Genomic DNA, 20508 nt, shown 5'->3' with positions numbered 1-20508 from the left:
CGCCTAGGCTCGAGGCATGCAGCGCATCATCGGAATCGAGGTCGAGTACGGCATCTCCACGCCCACCGAACCCTCGGCCAACCCGATTCTCACATCCACCCAGGCCGTCCTGGCGTACGCGGCGGCCGAGGGCGTCCCCAGGGCCAAGCGCACTCGCTGGGACTACGAGGTGGAATCGCCGCTGCGCGACGCGCGTGGCTTCGACCTGGGCCGGCTCAACGGGCCGGCGCCGGTGATCGACGCCGACGAGGTCGGCGCGGCGAACATGATCCTCACCAACGGTGCCCGGCTCTACGTCGACCACGCCCACCCGGAGTACTCCGCCCCCGAGGTGGTGGACCCGCTGGACGCCGTGATCTGGGACAAGGCCGGCGAGCGAGTGATGGAGGCGGCCGCCCGCTACGCCTCCAGCGTGCCCGGAGCGCCGCGCATGCAGCTGTACAAGAACAACGTCGACGGCAAGGGCGCCTCCTACGGCACCCACGAGAACTATCTGATGAGCCGCGATACCCCGTTCAACCAGATCATCGTGGGGCTCACTCCGTTCTTCGTCTCCCGGCAGGTGGTGACGGGGTCGGGCCGGGTCGGCATCGGCCAATCCGGTGATCACGCCGGATTCCAGCTGTCGCAGCGTTCGGACTACATCGAGGTCGAGGTCGGCCTGGAGACCACCCTGAAGCGCGGCATCATCAACACCCGCGACGAACCGCACGCCGACGCCGACAAGTACCGCCGCCTGCACGTCATCATCGGCGACGCCAACCTCGCCGAATGGTCGACCTACCTCAAGGTCGGCACCACCGCGCTGGTGCTCGATCTGATCGAGGCGGGCGAGGATCTCTCCGATCTGCAGCTCGCCCGGCCCGTCACCGCGGTGCACACCATCAGCCACGATCCCAGCCTGCGGGCGACGGTGGCGCTCGTCGACGGCCGGGAGCTGACCGGCCTTGCGCTGCAACGGATCTACCTCGACCGGGTGGAGAAGTTCCACGATCGCGAGGGCACCGACGATCCGCGCGTCACCGATGTGCTGGAGAAGTGGGCGCACGTGCTCGATCTGCTCGAACGCGATCCGATGGAGTGCGCGCATCTGCTCGACTGGCCCGCCAAGTTGCGCCTGCTCGAGGGCATGCGCAGCCGGGAGGGCCTGGGCTGGGCCGCGCCGAAACTGCACCTGATGGACCTGCAGTACTCCGACGTGCGCCTGGACAAGGGGCTCTACAACCGCCTGGTGGCCCGTGGCTCGATGCAGCGCCTGGTCTCCGAACAGCAGGTCACCGACGCGATGACCAACCCGCCGACCGATACCCGCGCCTACTTCCGCGGGGAATGCCTGCGCCGGTTCGGCGCCGATATCGCCGCGGCCAGCTGGGATTCGGTGATCTTCGATCTCGGCGGGGATTCGCTGGTCCGTATCCCCACCCTGGAGCCGCGACGTGGGACGAAATCCCACGTCGGCAAGCTGCTCGAGGGGGCCGGCACCGCCGCCGAACTGGTCAAGCAGCTCACCTCCTGACCGCCGGCCGGCGGCGCGTACCGGCCGCTGCGGCGTTGCGGCGGTGCCACATTGCGAGGTAATCCGGCATGTTGTCGCCGTCGCTGGGTAGTGTTGAGGGACGAGCATCGGAGGTTTCCGATGCTCGCCGATGATCAGTACAGAGGAGGTCGGCTGCTATGGCACAAGAGCAGACCAAGCGCGCCGGTGGTGGCGACGAGGACGACGACGCGGCCGGTGTCGAGGCCGCGGGACAGGAGCGCCGCGAAAAGCTGGCCGAGGAGACCGACGACCTGCTCGACGAGATCGATGACGTGCTCGAGGAGAACGCGGAGGACTTCGTGCGTGCCTACGTCCAGAAAGGCGGCCAGTGACATCAGGTGACCCCTTGCGGCTCCACATGGGGTACGCCCTCTCGTCCTTCTCCGAATATCTGCGGGAAAACGCGCCGGAACTGTTGCCGGGCAAGGGTTTCGGCGCGGCCTCCGGTTCCGCCGGCAATGCCGGGGACCTGGCGCCGCACGGCACCACCATCGTCGCGGTGACCTACCGCGGCGGGGTACTGATCGCCGGCGACCGCCGGGCCACCCAGGGCAACCTGCTGGCCAGCCGCGATATGGAGAAGGTGTACATCACCGACACGTTCTCCGCGGCCGGCATCGCCGGTACCGCGGGCGTGGCGGTGGAGATGATCCGCCTGTTCGCGGTGGAACTCGAGTACTACGAGAAGATCGAGGGCGTGCCGCTGACCTTCGACGGTAAGGCCAACAAGCTGTCGAAGATGGTCCGCGACAATCTGCCCGCGGCGCTGCAGGGCCTGGCGGTCGTGCCGATCCTGGTCGGCTACGACCTCGAGGCCACCGATCCGGAGCGGGCCGGTCGAATCGTCTCCTACGACGTGGTCGGCGGCCGCAGCGAGGAGCGGTTCGGCTACACCGCCACCGGATCGGGCTCGATGTTCGCCAAATCGTCGTTGAAGAAGACCTACAGCCGCGACATGGACGAGGATCGCGCCCTGCGCATCGCCGTCGAATCGCTGCTCGATGCCTCCGACGACGACACCGCGACCGGCGGGCCGGACCTGCAACGCGGGATCTTCCCGACCGCCGTCGTCATCAATGCCGAAGGGGCACTGGAAGTTCCGGACGACCGGCTCGAGCAGATCGCGCGTTCGATCGTCGACGAGCGGATGGCCGAAGAAGGGAGTGCGCGTCCATGACACTGCCGTACTACGCGTCGGCCGAACAGATCATGCGCGACAAGACCGAACTTGCGCGCAAAGGTATCGCCCGGGGACGCAGTGTCGTGGTGCTGGTGTACGACAAGGGTGTGCTGTTCGTCGCCGAGAACCCCTCGGCGACGCTGCACAAGGTGAGCGAACTCTACGACCGGATCGGCTTCGCGGCGGTCGGGAAGTACAACGAGTTCGAGAGTCTGCGGCGCGGCGGCATCCTGCAGGCCGACCTGCGGGGATACCAGTACGACCGCCGCGATGTGACGGGCCGGGCGCTGGCGAATATGTACGCCTCCACGCTGGGCACGATCTTCACCGATCAGCTCAAGCCCTACGAGGTGGAAATCTGCATCGGTGAGGTCGGCTACCCCGAGCAGGCGTCCAATTCGGTGCTGTACCGGATCAACTTCGACGGCTCGATCGTCGACGAGCGCGATTTCGTGGTGATGGGTGGCAATACCGACCCGATCAGCACCGCGCTGAAGGACACCTATCAGCCGGGCCTGGAGTTGCGGGCCGCGATCCGCACCGCCGTGGAGGCCCTGCAGAAGGGGTCGCCGGACAACGGCGACAAGGACAAGCGCGGGATCGCGGTGTCGTCGCTGGAGGTGGCGACCCTCGAGCAGGCCCGCCCGCGCCGTGCCTTCCGCCGGATTCCGCATCCGACGCTGGAAACACTGCTTGCCGCGGACGGTGCGGCGACCGGTGGGACCGAGAGTTCGGAACCGGAGACTCCGTCCGCGGGTGACCCCTCCAACCCGTAACCGCAGGTAGCGACGCTGTTACGCCATATCTGCCCCGCCCTGGACCGCAGGGCGGGGCAGATGTGTGTCCGGCGGGGGTACGACCCGGCGACGGGCGCAGGGTACGGCATCCGCCCGGCCGCCGCCCGGGAATCGGCGCCACCGGTGGCCGCGAAATCCGCTCGGGCGCAATTGTTGTGAACCCGTATGCAACCGCATGCTCGCACAGCCGCTTTCGGCGTTCGCTTGGCTGTAATGTCGATAGTGTGCAGCGACGAATTATGGGGATCGAGACCGAGTTCGGGGTGACGTGCACGTTCCACGGTCACCGTCGGTTGAGTCCTGACGAGGTGGCCCGGTATCTGTTCCGCCGGGTGGTGTCCTGGGGCCGTAGTTCGAACGTATTTCTCCGCAACGGAGCGCGGCTCTATCTCGATGTCGGTTCCCATCCGGAGTACGCGACGGCCGAATGCGACTCCTTGGTGCAGCTGGTGACCCACGATCGTGCGGGTGAGCGGGTGCTCGAGGAGTTGCTGATCGATGCCGAGCAGCGCTTGGCGGAGGAGGGGATCGGCGGTGATATCTATCTGTTCAAGAACAACACCGATTCCGCGGGCAACTCCTACGGCTGTCACGAGAACTTCCTCGTGGTGCGGGCCGGTGAGTTCTCCCGCATCTCCGATGTGCTGTTGCCGTTCCTGGTGACCCGGCAGCTGATCTGTGGTGCGGGCAAGATCCTGCAGACTCCGAAGGCGGCGACGTTCTGCCTGTCGCAGCGGGCCGAGCACATCTGGGAGGGTGTGTCCTCGGCGACGACCAGGTCGCGGCCGATCATCAACACGCGCGACGAACCGCATGCCGACGCGGAGAAGTACCGCCGCCTGCATGTGATCGTCGGCGACTCGAATATGGCCGAGCCGACCACCATGCTCAAGGTGGGCACGGCGGCGCTGGTGTTGGAGATGATCGAGGCCGGGGTCTCGTTCCGCGACTTCGCGCTCGACAATCCGATCCGCGCCATCCGCGAGGTCAGCCACGATCTGACCGGTCGCCGCCCGGTGCGGCTGGCCGGTGGTCGACAGGCCAGCGCGCTCGACATCCAGCGTGAGTACTATGCCCGCGCGGTCGAGCACCTGCGCAATCGCGAGCGCGATCCGCAGGTCGACGCCGTGGTGGACCTGTGGGGCCGCACCCTCGACGCGGTCGAGGCGCAGGACTTCGCGAAGGTCGACACCGAGATCGACTGGGTGATCAAGCGCAAGCTGTTCCAGCGGTATCAGGACCGGTACTCGATGGAGCTGTCGGATCCCAAGATCGCCCAGCTGGACCTCGCGTACCACGACATCAAGCGTGGCCGCGGTGTGTTCGATCTGCTGCAGCGCAAAGGGCTGGTCAAGCGGGTCACCGAGGACGAGGCGGTCGATGCCGCGGTGACGACGCCGCCGCAGACCACCCGGGCGAAGTTGCGCGGCGATTTCATCACCGCCGCCCAGGAGGCGGGCCGCGACTTCACCGTCGACTGGGTGCACCTGAAGCTGAACGATCAGGCCCAGCGCACGGTGCTGTGCAAGGATCCGTTCCGCTCGGTCGACGAGCGGGTGGATCGGCTCATCGCCTCCATGTGAGGCGGATGCCGAGGACCGGAATCGCGGGCAGCCGCCGGGACGGATGAATTCCGGCGGCCGATCGGTGCGGTGGCGCATCGCCGCGCTCGCCCGCCGATTACTCTGTGTCGCGTGGCGATTTCCAAGGTCGAGCGGCTGATGAATCTGGTGATCGCGCTGCTGTCGACCCGGCAGTTCCTGACCGCGGAGCGGATCCGGGACAGCGTTGCCGGCTACGAGGAGTCGGCCAGCGACGAGGCCTTCAGCCGGATGTTCGAGCGTGACAAGAACGAGCTGCGGGATCTGGGGATTCCGCTGGAGGTCGGCCCGGTCGGCCGATTCTCCGGGCAGGAGGGGTATCGCATCAACCGCGATGCCTACGAACTGCCCGATATCGATCTGACCAGCGCGGAAGCGGCGGCCGTGGCGGTGGCGGTGCAGCTGTGGGAGTCGCCGGAGCTGGCCAGCGCGGCCGAGAGCGCGGTGTTGAAGCTGCGGGCCGCTGGGGTGCACGTCGATCCGGAGGCCGCATCGGCATCGGTGCCGGCGGTGCCCGCGCGCACCCGTGGTTCGGAGGCGGCGCTGGGCAAACTCCTGGCGGCCATCGATGCCGGGCGGGCGGTGCGGTTCGAGCATCGGGTCACCCACAACGCGCCCTATACGGTGCGCGATGTCGAGCCGTGGGGTGTGGTGACCCGGCACGGCCGCTGGTATCTCGTCGGGCACGATCGCGACCGCGACGCGGTACGAACGTTCCGGCTCTCCCGCATCGGCGCCGACGTGGAGATCTACGGGCCCGAGAACGCCGTGCACAAACCGGCCGATGTGGACCTGCGACAGATCGTCGCCACCGTCACCGGGGCGGCGCCGGTGACCGGTTCGGCGACGGTCTGGGTCGCGCAGGGCCGCGGGCAGGAGATCCGACGGCTCGGCGTGGTGATCGGCGAGCGCGAGGTCCGGGGACGCGCGGGTTCGGTGGTGGAGGTGCCGGTGCTCTCGCGGGACTGGGTGGCCCGGCTGATCACCGGATTGGGTGCCGACGCGCTGGTCCTGGCGCCGGCGGACCTGCGCGCCGACGTGATCTCGCGGTTGCGTTCGGTGTTGGAGCGGACGGAGGTGTCGGCGTGAGGTGCCGCAACGGTGCCGGATCCGAGGCGGAGGTGCGGCGATGAGCAGCCGTTTGTCGACCCGCCTGTCCCGGTTGCTGAACATGGTCCCGTACTTCCTGGCCAACCCCGGCATCAGTGCGCCGGAGGCGGCAGCCGAGCTGGGGGTCAGTACCAAACAGCTGATGAGCGATCTGAACCAGCTGTGGATGTGCGGCCTGCCCGGCTACGGTCCCGGTGATCTGATCGACCTGTCGTTCTCCGAGGAGAGCATCGAGGTCACCTTCTCCGCCGGTATCGATCGGCCGCTGCGGCTCACCTCGATCGAGGCGACCGCCCTGCTGGTGGCCCTGCGGTCGATCGCCGACCTGCCGGGCATGGTGGATCCGACCGCGGCGCGCTCGGCGATCGCGAAGATCGAATCGGCCATCTCCGGGGAGGCCGGGCAGCGCACCGAAACCGACACCGCGGCCCCGGCCGAAGCGCCGGCGGTGACGACGGTGCGCTCCGCACTGGCCGACGGGCGGGCGCTGCGGCTGGTGTACTACTCGGCCAGCCGGGACGTGGTGTCCGAGCGGACGGTCGATCCCATCCGAATCGTCTTGGTGGACAACAACTCCTACCTGCAGGCCTGGTGTCGGCAGGCCGAGGGCGTGCGCCTGTTCCGATTCGACCGGATCGAGGAGGCCACCGAACTCGACGAGCCCGCCGATCCACCCAGCCACGCCACCGACGAGTCGGCGGGGCTGGATCTGTTCTCCGACGATCCGGCGGTGGCGTTGGCGCGCTTGCGGATTCGCGCCGACTACGGCTGGGTGCTCGACCAGTATCCGATGCATCCGGTGGTGGTACACCCGGACGGCAGTGTGGAGGCGACGATGCGGTTCGCCACGCTGGACTGGATCGCGCGGCTGTTGCTCGGATTCGGTTCCGGGGTGACGGTGCTCGGGCCGCCGGAGCTGGTGACCGCCGTGCGGGAACGCTCGGCCGCCGCGCTGGCGGCCTACGACGAGATCGGTGATCTCGGCTACGAGCACGACGTCGTCGAGGAGGTCGGGCCCGCGTGAGTTTTCGCGTGACGGTGCTGGGCGCCGGAAGTATCGGCGTCTTCGTCGGCGGCAAACTGGCCGCGGCCGGTGCCGAGGTCGCTTTCGTGGGCCGGCCGCGCATCCTGGACGAGATCGCGGCCCACGGTCTGCGGCTCACCGACCTCGACGGCGGGGACGAGCGGATCGCGGCCGGTGGCTTTCGGACCGAAACCGAGCCGGACAGCGCCGCCACCGCGGATCTGGTGCTGGTCACGGTGAAATCGGGGCAGACCGCGCAGGCCGCGGCGCAGTTGCGCGATCGTGTGCGCCCGGATGCGCTCGTGATCAGCCTGCAGAACGGGATCGGCAACGACGCCGTGATCCGGGAGGAGCTGCCGGGACCGGTGGTGGCCGCGGGAATGGTGATGTTCAACGTCGCGCACAACGGGGAGGGGCATTTCCATCGCGGCACCGACGGCAGTGTGGCGGTCGCCGACGTGCCGGCCCTGGCCCGGTTCGTGCCGCTGTTCGAACGCGCCGGCCTGCCGCTGGACCGCCGCTGCGACCTGCGTCCGGTGCAATGGGCGAAACTGCTGCTCAACCTCAACAACGCGGTCAACGCCCTGTCGGGCCGGCCGTTGCGCGACGAGCTGGCCACCCGCGACTACCGGCGGTGCCTCGCCTTGGCTCAGGGGGAGGCGCTGGCCGTCATGCGGAGCGCGGGCATCCGTCCGGCCCGGCTGACGGTGCTGCCGCCGCGGCTGATGGCGCGCCTGCTGACGGTTCCCGATCCGGTCTTCGAACGAGTCGCCGGGCGGGTGCTCGCTGTCGACCCGCTGGCGCGCTCCTCGATGGCCGACGATCTGGCCCTGGGCCGACGCACCGAAATCGATTGGCTGTGTGGGGAAATCGTGAATCTGGGCCGCATGGTCGGAGTGCCGACCCCGGTGAACGCGCGGCTGATCGAGTTGGTGCGCGCCGCCGAGGAGGGTGACGAGCGCCGCTGGTCCGGCGCCGAGCTGCTCGCCGAGTTGCGCGGTGCGGCTGCACCGGGCGGCGTGCGACCCCTTACGCGCTGACCGAACAACGCCGATCGCGCCGGTCCGGGCGGTGACGCGCGTCGGCGCGAAAGGCAGGTCCGGTAGCATCGGACATACCACAGTCTTGGGAGGTTTTCGATGGGTTCATTGAGCCCGACGCACTGGCTCATCATTGCGTTGGTGATCCTGCTGCTGTTCGGCGCCAAGCGGCTGCCCGACGCCGCCCGAGGTCTCGGACGTTCCTTGCGCATCTTCAAGAGCGAGATGAGCGAGATGCACTCCGAGAGCTCCGGCTCGGCGTCCGGTTCGGCGAATGCGTCCGGTACCGGGCAGCAGCCCCCGGCGGCCGAACTGCCGCCCGCGCAGCCGGCGAACCCGGCTCCGCAGGCCGACAAGGATCGTCACACGGCCTGATCCGGCTCCGTCGTACGGCCGTCACCCCGGCACACGCCCGCGGGGTGGCGGTGCGATGACGGTTGGGCGTTGTAATCGGATCCGGCCCGGCGACCAGCGAGGCAGTCACATCCATGCGCATCCCGTTCGACCCCCGCCGCAGTCGGCGCAGGACGAATCCCGACGGCACGATGTCGTTGGTCGAACATCTGCAAGAGCTGCGGTCGCGGCTGCTGAAATCGCTGCTGGCGGTCGCGCTGACGACGGTGCTCGGATTCCTGTGGTACTCCCATTCCTTTCTCGGGATCGAGAGCCTCGGCGACATCCTGCGCGGCCCGTACTGCTCGCTGCCGCCGGAACATCGCGCGCAACTGACCACCGACGGCGCCTGCCGGCTGCTGGCCACCGCCCCGTTCGAGCAGTTCATGCTGCGGTTCAAGGTGGCGCTCACCGCGGGCGTGGTGATGGCCTGCCCGATCTGGCTGTACCAGCTGTGGGCGTTCGTCACACCCGGTCTCTACGCGAAGGAACGCAAGTACGCGATCAGCTTCGTCGCCTCCGGTGTGGTGCTGTTCGTCACGGGTGCGGTGCTCGCGTACTGGGTCGTGGCGCACGCGCTGAGCTTCCTGATGGGGATCGGCAGCAATGTGCAGATCACCGCGCTCAGCGGTAGCCAGTACTTCGGCTTCATCATCCAGCTGCTGATCATCTTCGGTGTGAGCTTCGAGACGCCGCTGCTGATCGTCGGGTTGAACATGATCGGCGTGCTGACCTACGAGCGGCTGAAGAAGTGGCGGCGCGGGATGATCTTCGGGCTGTTCGTCTTCGCCGCGATCGTGACCCCGCAGGATCCGTTCTCCATGCTCGCGCTGGCCGCCGCGCTGACGGTGTTGTTCGAGGTCGCGGTGCAGGTGGCGCGGCTCAACGACCGGCGACGGGCACGCCGCGGCGACAACTGGGGCGCGTTGTCGGACGACGAGGCGTCCCCGCTGGACGGACCGGACGGTCTGGAGGGTGTGACGCCGGTCGAACCCGCCCAGCCGGTGACCGCCAGCGGGCCGGTGTCGGCGAGTGGCACGCCGAAAACTCCGCGCCCGGTGTCGGACTACTCCGATACCCTCTGAGCGTGGGACAACCGTCGCTGACTGGCGAACTCGCGGCATTCGCCGCCGACCTGAAATTCTCCCTGGACCCGTTCCAACGGCAGGCCTGCGTGGCGCTGCAGAACGGGCACAGCGTGCTCGTGTGCGCCCCGACCGGCGCCGGGAAGACGGTGGTCGGGGAATTCGCGGTCCATCTGGCGCGCGCGGCCGGCGGGAAGTGCTTCTACACCACCCCGATCAAGGCGCTGTCGAATCAGAAGTACGCCGATCTGGTGGAACGTTACGGTCGCGACGCGGTCGGGCTGCTGACCGGTGATCAATCGATCAATCCGGACGCCCGCGTGGTGGTGATGACCACCGAGGTGCTGCGGAACATGCTCTACGCGGGGTCGGACGCCCTGCACGCCCTGTCGTTCGTGGTGATGGACGAGGTGCACTACCTGGCCGATCGGTTCCGCGGCGCGGTGTGGGAGGAGGTCATCCTGCATCTGCCGCCGGAGGTCCGGTTGGTGAGCCTGTCGGCGACGGTGAGCAATGCCGAAGAATTCGGCGCCTGGATGGAGACGGTGCGCGGTGATACCGCGGTCATCGTGGACGAGACCCGGCCGGTCCCGCTGTGGCAGCACGTGATGGTCGGCCGCCGCCTGTTCGATTTGTTCGATCCGAAGTCCAGCGATCAGAAGGTGCTCGTCGACGAGGATCTGGTCCGCTACATCAAACATCGTGAGGCGGCCGACCGGATGAACGGCTGGGCGGGCCCGCGGCATCGTGGCGGTCCACGCCGGGACTTCCGGCCGATGCCGCGCCCGGAGGTGCTGGCCCGCCTCGACGAGGAAGGGCTGCTGCCCGCCATCACCTTCATCTTCAGCCGGGCCGGCTGCGACGGCGCCCTCGCGCAGTGCCTGCGGTCGCGGCTGGATCTGAGCCGGCCCGAGGACGCCCCGGAGATCGAGGCCGTCATCGAGCGGCACACCGGTGATCTGCCGCGCACCGATCTGGACGTCCTCGGTTACTGGGAATGGCGCGAAGCGCTCTACCGCGGGCTCGCCGCTCATCATGCGGGCATGCTGCCGGCCTTCCGGCACACCGTCGAGGAGTTGTTCGTCCGCGGCCTGGTCCGTGCCGTATTCGCCACGGAGACACTGGCTTTGGGCATCAATATGCCCGCCCGCACGGTGGTGCTGGAACGGCTGGTGAAGTTCAACGGGGAAACCCACGCCGAGCTGACGCCGGGCGAGTACACCCAGCTGACCGGGCGAGCCGGCCGCCGCGGCATCGACGTCGAGGGCCACGCGGTGGTGATGTGGCATCCCGATGTCGACACCAGTGCGGTCGCCGGCCTGGCCTCCACCCGGACCTATCCGCTGCGCAGTTCGTTCCGGCCGGGGTACAACATGTCGATCAATCTGATCGACCGGATGGGCGCCGAGCATTCGCGGGAACTGCTGGAACGGTCCTTCGCCCAGTTCCAGGCCGATCGCTCGGTGGTGGGGCTGGTCCGCGGAATCGAACGCAACGAGGCCCAGATCCGCAAGCTGCGCTCCCAGATCGGCGACGACGGCTTCCTGGAATACCTGTCGCTGCGCGAACGCGTCAAACAGCGCGAACGGGAACTGGAACGGCAGGGGCGGGCCGATCGCCGTGGCGCCGCGGTGGCGTCGCTGACCTCGCTGCGCCGCGGCGACGTCGTCGCCATCCCGACCGGCCGCCGTCAAGGGCTCGCGGTGATTCTGGAGCCGGATGCCAGCCCGGGGGATCCGCGTCCGCTGGTCCTGACCGCCGACACCTGGGCCGGCCGGGTATCGGCGGCCGACTTTCCCACCCCCGCGCAGCCGCTGGGACGGATGCGGTTGCCCCGGCACGTCGATCACCGCACCGCGCGGGCGCGCCGCGACCTGGCATCGGCGTTGCGCAGCACGGGAATCGCGGTGCCGGGGCGTGGCCGGCGCGGTGGCCGCGCTCGCGCGGCCGACGACCGCGAACTGTCCACACTGCGCCGCGCACTGCGGGCCCACCCCGCCCACATCCGTCCCGACCGCGAACAACTGGCCCGGATCGGGGAGCGCTACAACCGGCTGCAGCGCGAGACCGAGGCGATGCGGCAGAAGGTGGCGGCCACGACCAATTCGCTGGCCCGCACCTTCGACCGGATCGTGGCGTTGCTCAGCGAACGCGGGTACGTCGACGACGGCGAGGTCACCGCGGACGGGCGCCGCCTCGCCCGGATCTACACCGAAGCGGATCTCGTTGTGGCCGAATGCCTTCGGCAGGGTCTGTGGCGGGGTTTGGGCGCCGCCGAGCTCGCCGGGGTGGTGTCGGTGCTGGTCTTCGAATCCCGCCAGGAGGGCGGCTATCTGGGTCCCGCCGGACCGACCGAGCCGGTGCGCCGGGCGGTGGGCGCGACGATCGGGGTGTGGAGCCAGCTGCGCAGCGACGAGGCGCGTCACAAGCTGCCGCCGACGCGGGAACCCGATCTCGGTTTCGTGACCGGTGTCTACAAATGGGCCCGCGGCGACGGGTTGGCCGAATCGTTGCTGGCCAGCGGTGATCAGGGCAGCCCGTTGTCGGCGGGCGATTTCGTGCGCTGGTGCCGCCAGGTGATCGATCTGCTCGACCAGATCCACCAGACCGCCGACGACACCGAAATCGCCGCCACCGCCGCGAAGTCGGTGCGCGCGATCCGGCGTGGCGTTGTGGCGGTGGACGCCGCGTAGCCGCCCGGGCTGTGATTGGATGACTACCGGTACCGACCGTGGTGAGGGCCTGATCACCTCACGCGGGGGGAAGTGAGACGACGAGTGCGAGTGGAGGCAGGCACATGAGCGGCCCGTACGGACCGAACGAGACCCCTGGCCAAGGGGAGGGCCCCGGTAGCAGCGACCCGACCCAGCAGTGGTCGGGCCAGCAGCCCGGCCAGTCCGGGCCGCCGCCGCAGTGGGGTGGTCAGCAGCCGCAGCAGTGGGGCCAGCCCGCGCCGTCGCAGCAGCAATGGGCACCGCAGCAGCCGCAGGCACAGCAGCCGCAGCAACCGCAGTGGGGCCAGCAGAGCCAGCCGTCCTGGCCACAGCAGCCGCCGGCTCAATCCCAGCCGTGGGAACCCACCCAGCAACAGTGGGGACAGCCGCCGCAGCCCGCGCAGCAGCCCTGGGGACAGCAGCAGTCGCAGCCCCAGCAGCAGTGGAGCCCGCAACCGGAGCAGCCGCAACAGCAGTGGGGGGTGCAGGAGCCGCAGCTGAGCGCGACCCCGGCGAAGAAGTCGAAGAAGGGCCTGCTCTTCGGCGGTATCGGTGTGCTGGTCGTGGTCGTCGTCGCGGTCGTGCTGGCCTTCGTCTTCCTGGGTAGCGACAAACTCGACAACAAGGCCGTGCAGGACGGGGTGCAGAAGGTTCTCAAGGATTCCTACGGCATCGACGACGTGGAGAACGTCAGCTGCCCGTCGGGGCAGAAGGTCGAGGTCGGCGGCACCTTCGACTGCACCCTCAAGGTGGGTGGCGAACAGAAGAAGGTCACCGTCAAGATCACCAAGGACGACGGCACGTACGAGGTCGGCCGCCCGAACTAGTCGCTCGCGTCCGCCCCGCCGCCGTCAGATGTCGGCGGCGAGGGCCGCTGCCAGCCGCTTGATCGGGCTTTCGGCGTTGTAGGCGGTCGCCAATGCCCGCAGGCGCTCCGGGTCGGCGGGTTCGGTGGGCAGGCGATCGGGTCCGGACAGCTCGACCTCGGCATCGCGGACGACCCGCACCACGGGCGCGGCCGCCTTCAGATAATCCTCGGCGGCAGCGAGTTTCGCGCGGACGCCGCGAGCCAGCTCCGAGGACGGATCGGCGACGGCCGCGACCAGGGCGTCGAGCGAGCCGAAACGCGAGATCAGGGCGGCCGCGGATTTGTCGCCGATGCCCGCGACACCCGGTAGACCGTCGGAGGCGTCACCGCGCAGCGTGGCCATATCGGCATAGGCCGGGCCCGCATTCTCCTGCGGCACACCGTATTTCGCGGCGACCTCGGCCGGGCCGTAGAGTTCGGCCTTCGCCAGGCCGCGGCCCACGTAGAAGACCGACACCGGCGGGTCGTCGGCGCGCACCACCTGCAGCAGATCGCGATCACCGCTGACCACCACCACCGGGTCGGTGCGTTCGCGGGCGGCCAGGGTACCGATCACGTCGTCGGCCTCCAGCCCCGTCGCGCCGGCGGTCGCGATGCCGGCCGCCGTCAGCACCTCGATGATCATGTCGACCTGGGGCGTGAGGGTGTCGGGGACCTCCTCGGCGCCGGGCTCGGCCCCGCCGCTGGTGTCCAGGCGATGCGCCTTGTAGGAGGGCACCAGGTCGACCCGGAACGCCGGCCGCCAATCCAGATCCAGGCACACCACCAGCCGGCCCGGGTGATGGCGGGTGATCAGCGCGGCGACCATGTCGGTGAACCCGCGCAGCGCGTTGACCGGGCGGCCGTCGGGGGCGGTGATCTTCTCCGGGACCGCGTAGAACGCGCGGAACCACAGGCTGGCGCCGTCGAGCAGGAGCAGCGGGCGGTCACTCGCACGGGAGGGGAGCATGCCGCAGACGCTACCGGTCGGCACCGACAGCCGGGGCACGACCCGGTCGCGAAGGTCGCGATCGTCCCGACCCGCCTCGCCCCGGCGGGTAACGTCGTATCGCATGAGCGCGCATACGGACTCACGATTCGGTGCCGAGATCTACGGCAAGCGACTGGAGCGAGCGGCCCAGCTGACCCGCGCGGCCCACCTGGACGCGCTGCTGATCACGCCCGGGCCGGATCTGCGGTATCTGCTGGGATCGAACGCCCAATCGTTCGAGCGCCTGACCTGCCTGATCATTCCGGCCAGCGGCGAGACGCCGTCGGTCGTGGTGCCGAAACTGGAGCTCGCCGCGCTGGACGGCTCGGCGGCCGGTGAGCTCGGATTGTCGCTCGTTCCCTGGGTGGACGGGGTGGATCCCTACGGCGTGGTGAAGTCCACGCTCAACGCGGGCGCCCGGGTCGCGGTCGACGACGCCATGCCGGCCCTGCACCTGCTGCCGATCGCCGATGCGCTGACGGCGCTGCCGGTGTCGGCGACCCCGATCGTCCGGCAGTTGCGGATGATCAAGGACACGGCCGAGATCGACGCGCTGCGCCGCGCCGGGGCGGCCATCGACCGCGTGCACGCCCGGATGGGGGAATGGTTGCGGCCGGGCCGCACCGAGGCCGAGGTCGCCGCGGACATCGCCGCCGCGATCGTCGAGGAGGGCCACGGGCACGCGGATTTCGTGATCGTGGGCAGCGGCCCCAACGGAGCCAATCCGCACCACAGCCATTCCGACCGGGTGATCGAAGCCGGCGACGTGGTGGTGATCGATATCGGCGGCCCGGTCGAACCCGGCTATTTCTCCGATTCCACCCGGACCTATGTGCTGGGCGAGCCCGACCCGGAAATCGCCGAGCGCTACGCCGCCCTGGAACGCGCGCAGGCGGCCGCGGTCGCCGCGGTGCGCCCCGGGGTCACCGCCGAATCGGTCGACGCCGCGGCCCGGAACCTGTTGTCCGAGGCGGGATTCGGTGAGGCCTTCATCCACCGCACCGGCCACGGCATCGGGCTGTCGGTGCACGAGGAGCCCTACATCGTGGCGGGCAACGACACCGTGCTGCGGCCGGGCATGGCGTTCAGCGTCGAGCCGGGGATCTACTTCGGAGGTGAATGGGGCGCGCGCATCGAGGACATCGTGATCGTCACCGAAGACGGCGGCGAATCCGTGAACCACCGCCCCCACGGGCTCACCGTCCTGTGAGGTGCGGCGGCGATCAGCCGCGCAGCGTGCTGCTCGACAGGACCCGCACGGGGCGGACGACGAGGACCACGCGCTCCAGATTCTCCCGCGGTGTCCGGTAGCGCCGCGCGTAGCGGGCCTCGGCGTCGGCGACTCGAGCGGGGTCGGTCCACACCTCGGCCGGGCCCTCGAGGGTGAGCCAGCGCGGGCCGTCGACCTGGCTCAGGGCCGCGTAGCCGCGCCGCGCGGCATTGCGGGCCTTGGTGCTGGGCCCCGCGGTGATGACCCGCGCGATCCCCTCCTCGGGATCCCAGGTGAAGCCCACCGCCACGACGTGCGGGGTGCCGTCGGCCCGCAGCGTGGTCAGGGTGGCCAGGTGCCGTTCGGTCACGAATTCCAGGGCGCTGGGAGTCAGGTCGATGCGTGCGGCCGCGGTGCTCGTCATGGCTGCGACGCTAGCAACCATGGCCGATGGCAGACTATGCGCCATGGGTGTGCGTGAGATCGACGACGGGGTGGTGGTGCTGCTCGGCGGCCGTAGCGAGATCGGGCTCGAGGTCACGCGCCGGATCTGCGCCGGCCGCGACGTCGTGTTGGCGGCTCGTCGCAGCGGACAGCTCGAGCAGGAGACTGCGATGCTGCGCGCGGCCGGCGCCCGGGCCGTGCATCCGGTCGAGTTCGATGCCGACGATCTGCGCACTCATCAGCCGCTGCTGGAGAAGGTGGTCGCCGAGCACGGACGGATCGGAGTGGCGATCCTCGCCTTCGGTGTCCTCGGCGATCAGGCTCGCGCCGAACAGGATCCGGCCGCGGCGGTCGCGGTCCTGCACACCGATTTCATCGCGCAGGTGAGTGTGCTGACGGTGCTGGCGAATCTGCTGCGCGCGCAGGGCAGCGGTCACCTGGTGGTGTTCGGTTCGATCGCGGGGGCCCGGGTGCGGCGCGCCAACTACGTCTACGGTTCGGCCAAGGCGGGGCTGGACGGATTCGCCGGCGGGCTGTCGGATGCGTTGCACGGCAGCGGGGTTCATCTCCTGCTCGTGCGGCCCGGGTTCGTCATCGGCCGGATGACGGCCGGTATGAGCCCGGCCCCGATGTCGCGGACTCCGGATCAGGTCGCGGTGGCGGTGGTCGCCGGTCTGCGCCGGCGCGCGGGCCGGATCTGGGTACCGCGTGCGCTCGGCCCGGCTGCCGCCGTGGCTCGGATGGTTCCGCGGGCGATCTGGCGCCGGATGCCGCGCTGATGCCGGCTCCGGACGTGCGACCGAGCGGAGGGCTGGGGTGAGTGCCGACGACAACCCCCTCGCCGCAAGCGAATTCGATACGTCCGCCCCGCGGGCGGACGAACCGGCGATCGCGGTGGTGGGTATCGGTGCCGACGGCTGGCCCGGACTGAACCCGCGCGCGCGGGCCGAGATCGCCGCGGCCGACGTGCTGTTCGGATCGCGTCGGCAACTGGATCTGATCCCCACCGAGGCGAGTTCCGTGCCGCGGCACAGCTGGCCCGCTCCGTTGCTGCCCGCGCTCCCGGATCTGCTGGCCGCCCACCGCGGTTCGCGCATCTGCGTGCTGGCCAGCGGCGACCCCATGTTCTACGGCATCGGTGTCACATTGGCGAAAATGCTGGGGCCGCAGGCGATCCGGGTTCTCCCGCAGCCCTCGTCGGCGACGCTGGCCTGTGCGCGACTGGGCTGGGCGAGCGCCCACACCCCGGTGGTGAGCGTGGTCGGCCGGCCATTGGCGACAATCCTGCCCGAACTGTCCGACGGTCGCCGTATGCTGGTCCTCAGCGCCGACGAGCACACTCCGGCGCGGGTAGCGGAATTGTTGCGGCACAACGGTTTCGGTGCTTCGCGCCTGACGGTGCTGGAACAGCTGGGCGGGCCGGCGGAACGGATCGTCGACGGCGTCGCGGCGCAGTGGACTCGGGCCGCGGGTGATCCGCTCAATATCGTCGCCGTCGAGGCGGTGCGCGACCCGGCGGCGGTGCGGCTGACGCGGCTACCGGGTCTGCCGGACGGGTGTTACGGCGGCGACGGGCAGCTCACCAAGGCGGAGGTCCGCACCCTGTCCGTCGCCGCGCTGGCTCCGGCCCCCGGTGAACTGCTGTGGGATATCGGCGGGGGTTCGGGAACCATCGCCATCGAGTGGTGCCGCACCCATATCGACTGCCGGGCGATCACGTTCGAGCGCAGTGCGGCGCGACGCGAGCAGATCGCCGCCAATGCCGCCGCGCTCGGCGTACCCGGGGTGGAGGTGCGTGGCGAGGTGCCGGACGCCCTGCCGAACGACACCGATCCACCGCCGGATGCGGTGTTCCTCGGCGGCGGACTGACCCAGGACGGTCTCTTCGCGGCGTGCTGGCGGCGGTTGCGCCCGGGCGGACGCCTGGTCGCCAACGCCGTGACCGCGGAATCCGAAGCGCTGCTGGTCGATTGGGCCGCGACCTACGGTGGTGAGCTGCGTAGATTCCAGGTCTATCGGGCCGCGCCGCTGGGCGGGTTCACGGCATGGCGACCGCAGCTGCCGGTGACGCAGTGGGTGGTGACCCGGCGATGAGGGTGCTGCTCCTCGGCGGTACCGGGGAGGCGCGGCAGCTCGCCGATATCGTCACCGCCGAGCGAGGATTCGAGGTCGTCTCCTCGCTCGCCGGGCGGGTGCGCGAACCGGTGCTGCCCGCGGGAGCGGTGCGCGTCGGAGGCTTCGGCGGGGTCGACGGTCTGCGAGAATGGCTGGCGGACAACGCGATCGACGTGGTGATCGATGCGACGCATCCGTTCGCCGACACCATGTCCGCGCATGCGGCGGCCGCGGCGCGCGCGGCCGGCGTGCCGATTCTGCATCTGCGGCGGCCGGGCTGGGCCGAGCAACCGGGGGACCGGTGGCTGCGGGTTCCGGACCCGGCCGCTGCGGTGCGTGCTGTCGCCGGCTTCGAGCGAGTCTTCCTCACCATCGGGCGGCAGGGTGTAGCGGCTTTCGCCGAACTCGCGGTGCCGTGGTTCCTCATTCGGGCCATCGACCCGCCGACCGGCCCGGTTCCGCCCCGGCATCGGTTACTGCTGGCCCGGGGACCGTTTACGGTGGCCGAGGAGACCGACCTCATGCGTGAGCATCGCATCGAGGTTGTGGTCACCAAGGACAGCGGGGGCGAGTCGACCGCGGCCAAACTGACCGCGGCCCGGGATCGGCACATCCCGGTCGTCGTCATCGATCGGCCGGAGCTGCCCGCCGGGGGCGACCGGGTCGACAGCGTTGCGGCGGCGTGGGAGTGGCTGTTGCGCAACCGCTGAGTGGCGCTCGGTCACGGTCGGCCGTTGCGCTGCCGGGCGGGGTTTACCTGTTCGCGCCGGCGGTGGACGTGTGCCGCTCGGCAGCGGCGCCGTACCGGCGCGACGTGTAGACCCGGGTGCCGTGCGGCGTGGCGACCGTGGTCGTGGTGGAGGCGCCGATGATCAGCAGGGTGCGCATGTCGACCTCGGCCGGGTCCAGTGCAGCGAGCGTGGTGACGCGGACCGATTCCGACGGTCCGCCGACATCGCGGCCCAGGACGACCGGGGTGTCCGCGGCGCGATGCTCGAGCAGCAACTCCCGCATGGCCGCCACCTGCCAGCGCCGCTGACTGGAGGCGGGGTTGTAGATCGCGATCGCCATATCGGCTGCGGCGACCGCCGAGATGCGCTGCGCCACCGTCTCCCACGGCTTGAGCCGGTCCGACAGCGAGATCATCGCGAAATCGTGGCCCAGTGGCGCACCGATCCGGGCGGCCACCGCACTCGCGGCGGTGACGCCGGGGAACACGCGCACGGGGACGTCGCGCCACTGCGGGTCGGCGGATTCCTCCACCACCGCCGCGGCCATGGCGAAGACCCCCGGATCCCCGGAGGACACCACCACCACGCGCGCGCCGTTCTTCGCCAGATCCAAGGCCATGGCGGCGCGTTCGGATTCGACCCGATTGTCACTGAGGTGACGACGCTGGCCGGGCCGGATCGGCACCCGGTTCACGTAGGTGGTGTAGCCGACGATATCGGTGGCCGCGGCCAGGGCGCGGGTGACCTCGGGAGTGGTCCACTGTGGTGAGCCGGGTCCGAGGCCGACCACGACGACCTCGCCGACCGGTGCGGGGTCGGCCTCGGAAACCGCAGCGGGCGAACCGGATTCGGTGCTCTCGACGGTGCGTGCCGGCGCGGTCAGGGGAATATCGGTGGTGGGGGCCGGGCCCGGCACCACCGCGATCGCGAAGTAGGGGACCTCGTCGTCGGAGACGTCGGCGGCGCGCAGGATGCGCTGCCGTCCGGTGCTCGCCCGTTCGACGTAGTAGGCGTCGTCGAGGCGCCCGGCCGCCGACAGTGCCCGGCGCACACCGGGGTAGGTGCGACCGAGTTTCATGATCGCCGCGGCGTCGGTGCCGGACAGCCGCTCGGCGAGCTGATCGGGTGGCATGGTTCCCGGCAACACCGTCAGCACCTGCTCGCCCTCGACCAGCGGGGTGCCCAGGGCCGCCGATGCCGCGCTCACCGAGGTGATACCGGGAACGATCTCGGCCGGAAAGCGGTCGGCCAGCCGGCGGTGCATATGCATATAGGAGCTGTAGAACAGCGGGTCACCGGCGGCCAGCAGCGCCACCGTGCGACCCGCGGCGAGGTGGGCGGCCAGCACCTGCGCGGCCTGCTCGTAGAACTCGTCGATCGCGCCCTGGTATCCGCCGGGATGGTCGGTCGTCTCGGTGGTCACCGGGTAGATCAGGTGTTCTTCGAGCTGGCCGGGGCGCATATACGGCGCGGCGATCGAGCGGGAGATGCTGCGCCCGTGGCGGGCGCTGTGGAAGGCGATGACATCCGCGGATTCGATGATCCGCGCGGCCTTCACCGTCACCAGTTCCGGATCGCCGGGACCCAGCCCGACACCCCACAACTTGCCCGGAGTCACCGCCTGGGTCTCGTGCCGATCGGACGATCCGGTCCGCGGGCGGTCGTCGCCGACCTGCTCGGTGTCGTGGC

Annotated in this window: 19 protein-coding genes; 16 read left to right on the top strand and 3 right to left on the bottom strand. The window is 69.8% G+C overall.

The window, feature by feature from the left end; genetic code table 11:
• Nucleotides 1–16 precede the first annotated feature (16 nt).
• From dop to ON37_RS30970, 12 genes are all read left to right on the top strand, one after another.
• Nucleotides 17–1516 (top strand): depupylase/deamidase Dop, encoded by a 1500-nt coding sequence (gene dop / locus ON37_RS13515; protein WP_040719550.1) that lies wholly within the window; start codon nucleotides 17–19, stop codon nucleotides 1514–1516.
• Nucleotides 1517–1674: 158 nt separating this feature from the next.
• Nucleotides 1675–1869: a ubiquitin-like protein Pup gene (locus ON37_RS13510; RefSeq protein WP_030518123.1), complete on the top strand. Its 195-nt coding sequence runs from the start codon at nucleotides 1675–1677 to the stop codon at nucleotides 1867–1869.
• A 26-nt stretch (nucleotides 1870–1895) separates the two neighbouring features.
• On the top strand, nucleotides 1896–2714 hold the full coding sequence (prcB, locus tag ON37_RS13505; protein WP_051031555.1) for a proteasome subunit beta: 819 nt from the start codon (nucleotides 1896–1898) through the stop codon (nucleotides 2712–2714).
• Nucleotides 2711–3493 (top strand): proteasome subunit alpha, encoded by a 783-nt coding sequence (prcA, locus tag ON37_RS13500; RefSeq protein ID WP_040719546.1) that lies wholly within the window; start codon nucleotides 2711–2713, stop codon nucleotides 3491–3493. Before prcB ends, prcA begins: the two co-directional genes overlap by 4 nt.
• Before the next feature lie 245 nt (nucleotides 3494–3738).
• The gene (gene pafA, locus ON37_RS13495; protein ID WP_030518120.1) at nucleotides 3739–5097 is read left to right on the top strand and encodes a Pup--protein ligase; all 1359 of its coding nucleotides are present in this window, start codon (nucleotides 3739–3741) and stop codon (nucleotides 5095–5097) included.
• A 111-nt stretch (nucleotides 5098–5208) separates the two neighbouring features.
• On the top strand, nucleotides 5209–6204 hold the full coding sequence (locus ON37_RS13490; RefSeq protein WP_085997290.1) for a helix-turn-helix transcriptional regulator: 996 nt from the start codon (nucleotides 5209–5211) through the stop codon (nucleotides 6202–6204).
• Nucleotides 6205–6244: 40 nt separating this feature from the next.
• Nucleotides 6245–7249: a helix-turn-helix transcriptional regulator gene (locus ON37_RS13485; protein WP_040719591.1), complete on the top strand. Its 1005-nt coding sequence runs from the start codon at nucleotides 6245–6247 to the stop codon at nucleotides 7247–7249.
• A complete protein-coding gene (locus tag ON37_RS13480) occupies nucleotides 7246–8289 on the top strand; it encodes a 2-dehydropantoate 2-reductase (RefSeq protein ID WP_040719545.1) in 1044 nt (347 codons plus the stop codon). The genes ON37_RS13485 and ON37_RS13480 overlap by 4 nt, the downstream gene beginning before the upstream one ends.
• Before the next feature lie 99 nt (nucleotides 8290–8388).
• Nucleotides 8389–8664, top strand: coding sequence for a Sec-independent protein translocase subunit TatA (gene tatA, locus ON37_RS13475; protein WP_040719544.1), 276 nt, complete (start codon nucleotides 8389–8391; stop codon nucleotides 8662–8664).
• Nucleotides 8665–8777: 113 nt separating this feature from the next.
• Entirely contained in the window at nucleotides 8778–9767 is a 990-nt protein-coding gene (tatC, locus tag ON37_RS13470) for a twin-arginine translocase subunit TatC (protein ID WP_040719542.1), read from the top strand.
• Nucleotides 9764–12460, top strand: coding sequence for a DEAD/DEAH box helicase (locus ON37_RS13465; RefSeq protein ID WP_040719589.1), 2697 nt, complete (start codon nucleotides 9764–9766; stop codon nucleotides 12458–12460). The genes tatC and ON37_RS13465 overlap by 4 nt, the downstream gene beginning before the upstream one ends.
• Nucleotides 12461–12564: 104 nt before the next feature.
• Entirely contained in the window at nucleotides 12565–13308 is a 744-nt protein-coding gene (locus ON37_RS30970) for a DUF4333 domain-containing protein (RefSeq protein WP_051031554.1), read from the top strand.
• A gap of 24 nt (nucleotides 13309–13332) precedes the next feature.
• On the opposite strand, the gene ON37_RS13450 is transcribed toward ON37_RS30970, so the two are convergent.
• Nucleotides 13333–14298, bottom strand: coding sequence for a 5'-3' exonuclease (locus ON37_RS13450; protein ID WP_040719583.1), 966 nt, complete (start codon nucleotides 14296–14298; stop codon nucleotides 13333–13335).
• Nucleotides 14299–14401: 103 nt separating this feature from the next.
• On the opposite strand from ON37_RS13450, the gene ON37_RS13445 reads away from it, so the two are divergent.
• The gene (locus ON37_RS13445) at nucleotides 14402–15529 is read left to right on the top strand and encodes a M24 family metallopeptidase (protein ID WP_040719540.1); all 1128 of its coding nucleotides are present in this window, start codon (nucleotides 14402–14404) and stop codon (nucleotides 15527–15529) included.
• 13 nt (nucleotides 15530–15542) lie between these two features.
• Here the strand turns inward: ON37_RS13445 and ON37_RS13440 are convergent, their stop codons facing one another.
• Nucleotides 15543–15953, bottom strand: coding sequence for a TIGR03618 family F420-dependent PPOX class oxidoreductase (locus tag ON37_RS13440; RefSeq protein WP_040719539.1), 411 nt, complete (start codon nucleotides 15951–15953; stop codon nucleotides 15543–15545).
• A gap of 43 nt (nucleotides 15954–15996) precedes the next feature.
• Between ON37_RS13440 and dprE2 the strand changes: the two genes are divergently transcribed.
• The 3 genes from dprE2 (at nucleotide 15997) to ON37_RS13425 (ending at nucleotide 18798) form a co-directional block, all read left to right on the top strand.
• Complete coding sequence (gene dprE2, locus ON37_RS13435) at nucleotides 15997–16752, top strand: decaprenylphospho-beta-D-erythro-pentofuranosid-2-ulose 2-reductase (RefSeq protein ID WP_040719538.1); 756 nt, start codon at nucleotides 15997–15999, stop codon at nucleotides 16750–16752.
• Nucleotides 16753–16861: 109 nt separating this feature from the next.
• The gene (locus ON37_RS13430; RefSeq protein WP_040719581.1) at nucleotides 16862–18067 is read left to right on the top strand and encodes a bifunctional cobalt-precorrin-7 (C(5))-methyltransferase/cobalt-precorrin-6B (C(15))-methyltransferase; all 1206 of its coding nucleotides are present in this window, start codon (nucleotides 16862–16864) and stop codon (nucleotides 18065–18067) included.
• Entirely contained in the window at nucleotides 18064–18798 is a 735-nt protein-coding gene (locus ON37_RS13425; protein ID WP_040719579.1) for a cobalt-precorrin-6A reductase, read from the top strand. Before ON37_RS13430 ends, ON37_RS13425 begins: the two co-directional genes overlap by 4 nt.
• 43 nt (nucleotides 18799–18841) lie before the next feature.
• Here ON37_RS13425 and ON37_RS13420 read toward each other — a convergent pair whose 3' ends face one another.
• Nucleotides 18842–20437 (bottom strand): precorrin-2 C(20)-methyltransferase, encoded by a 1596-nt coding sequence (locus ON37_RS13420; RefSeq protein ID WP_040719578.1) that lies wholly within the window; start codon nucleotides 20435–20437, stop codon nucleotides 18842–18844.
• Nucleotides 20438–20508: the final 71 nt, after the last annotated feature.

It is taken from the genome of Nocardia veterana NBRC 100344 (assembly GCF_000308855.1).
Classification (GTDB): domain Bacteria; phylum Actinomycetota; class Actinomycetes; order Mycobacteriales; family Mycobacteriaceae; genus Nocardia; species Nocardia veterana.
This window is presented reverse-complemented; position numbering and strand designations above follow the sequence as displayed.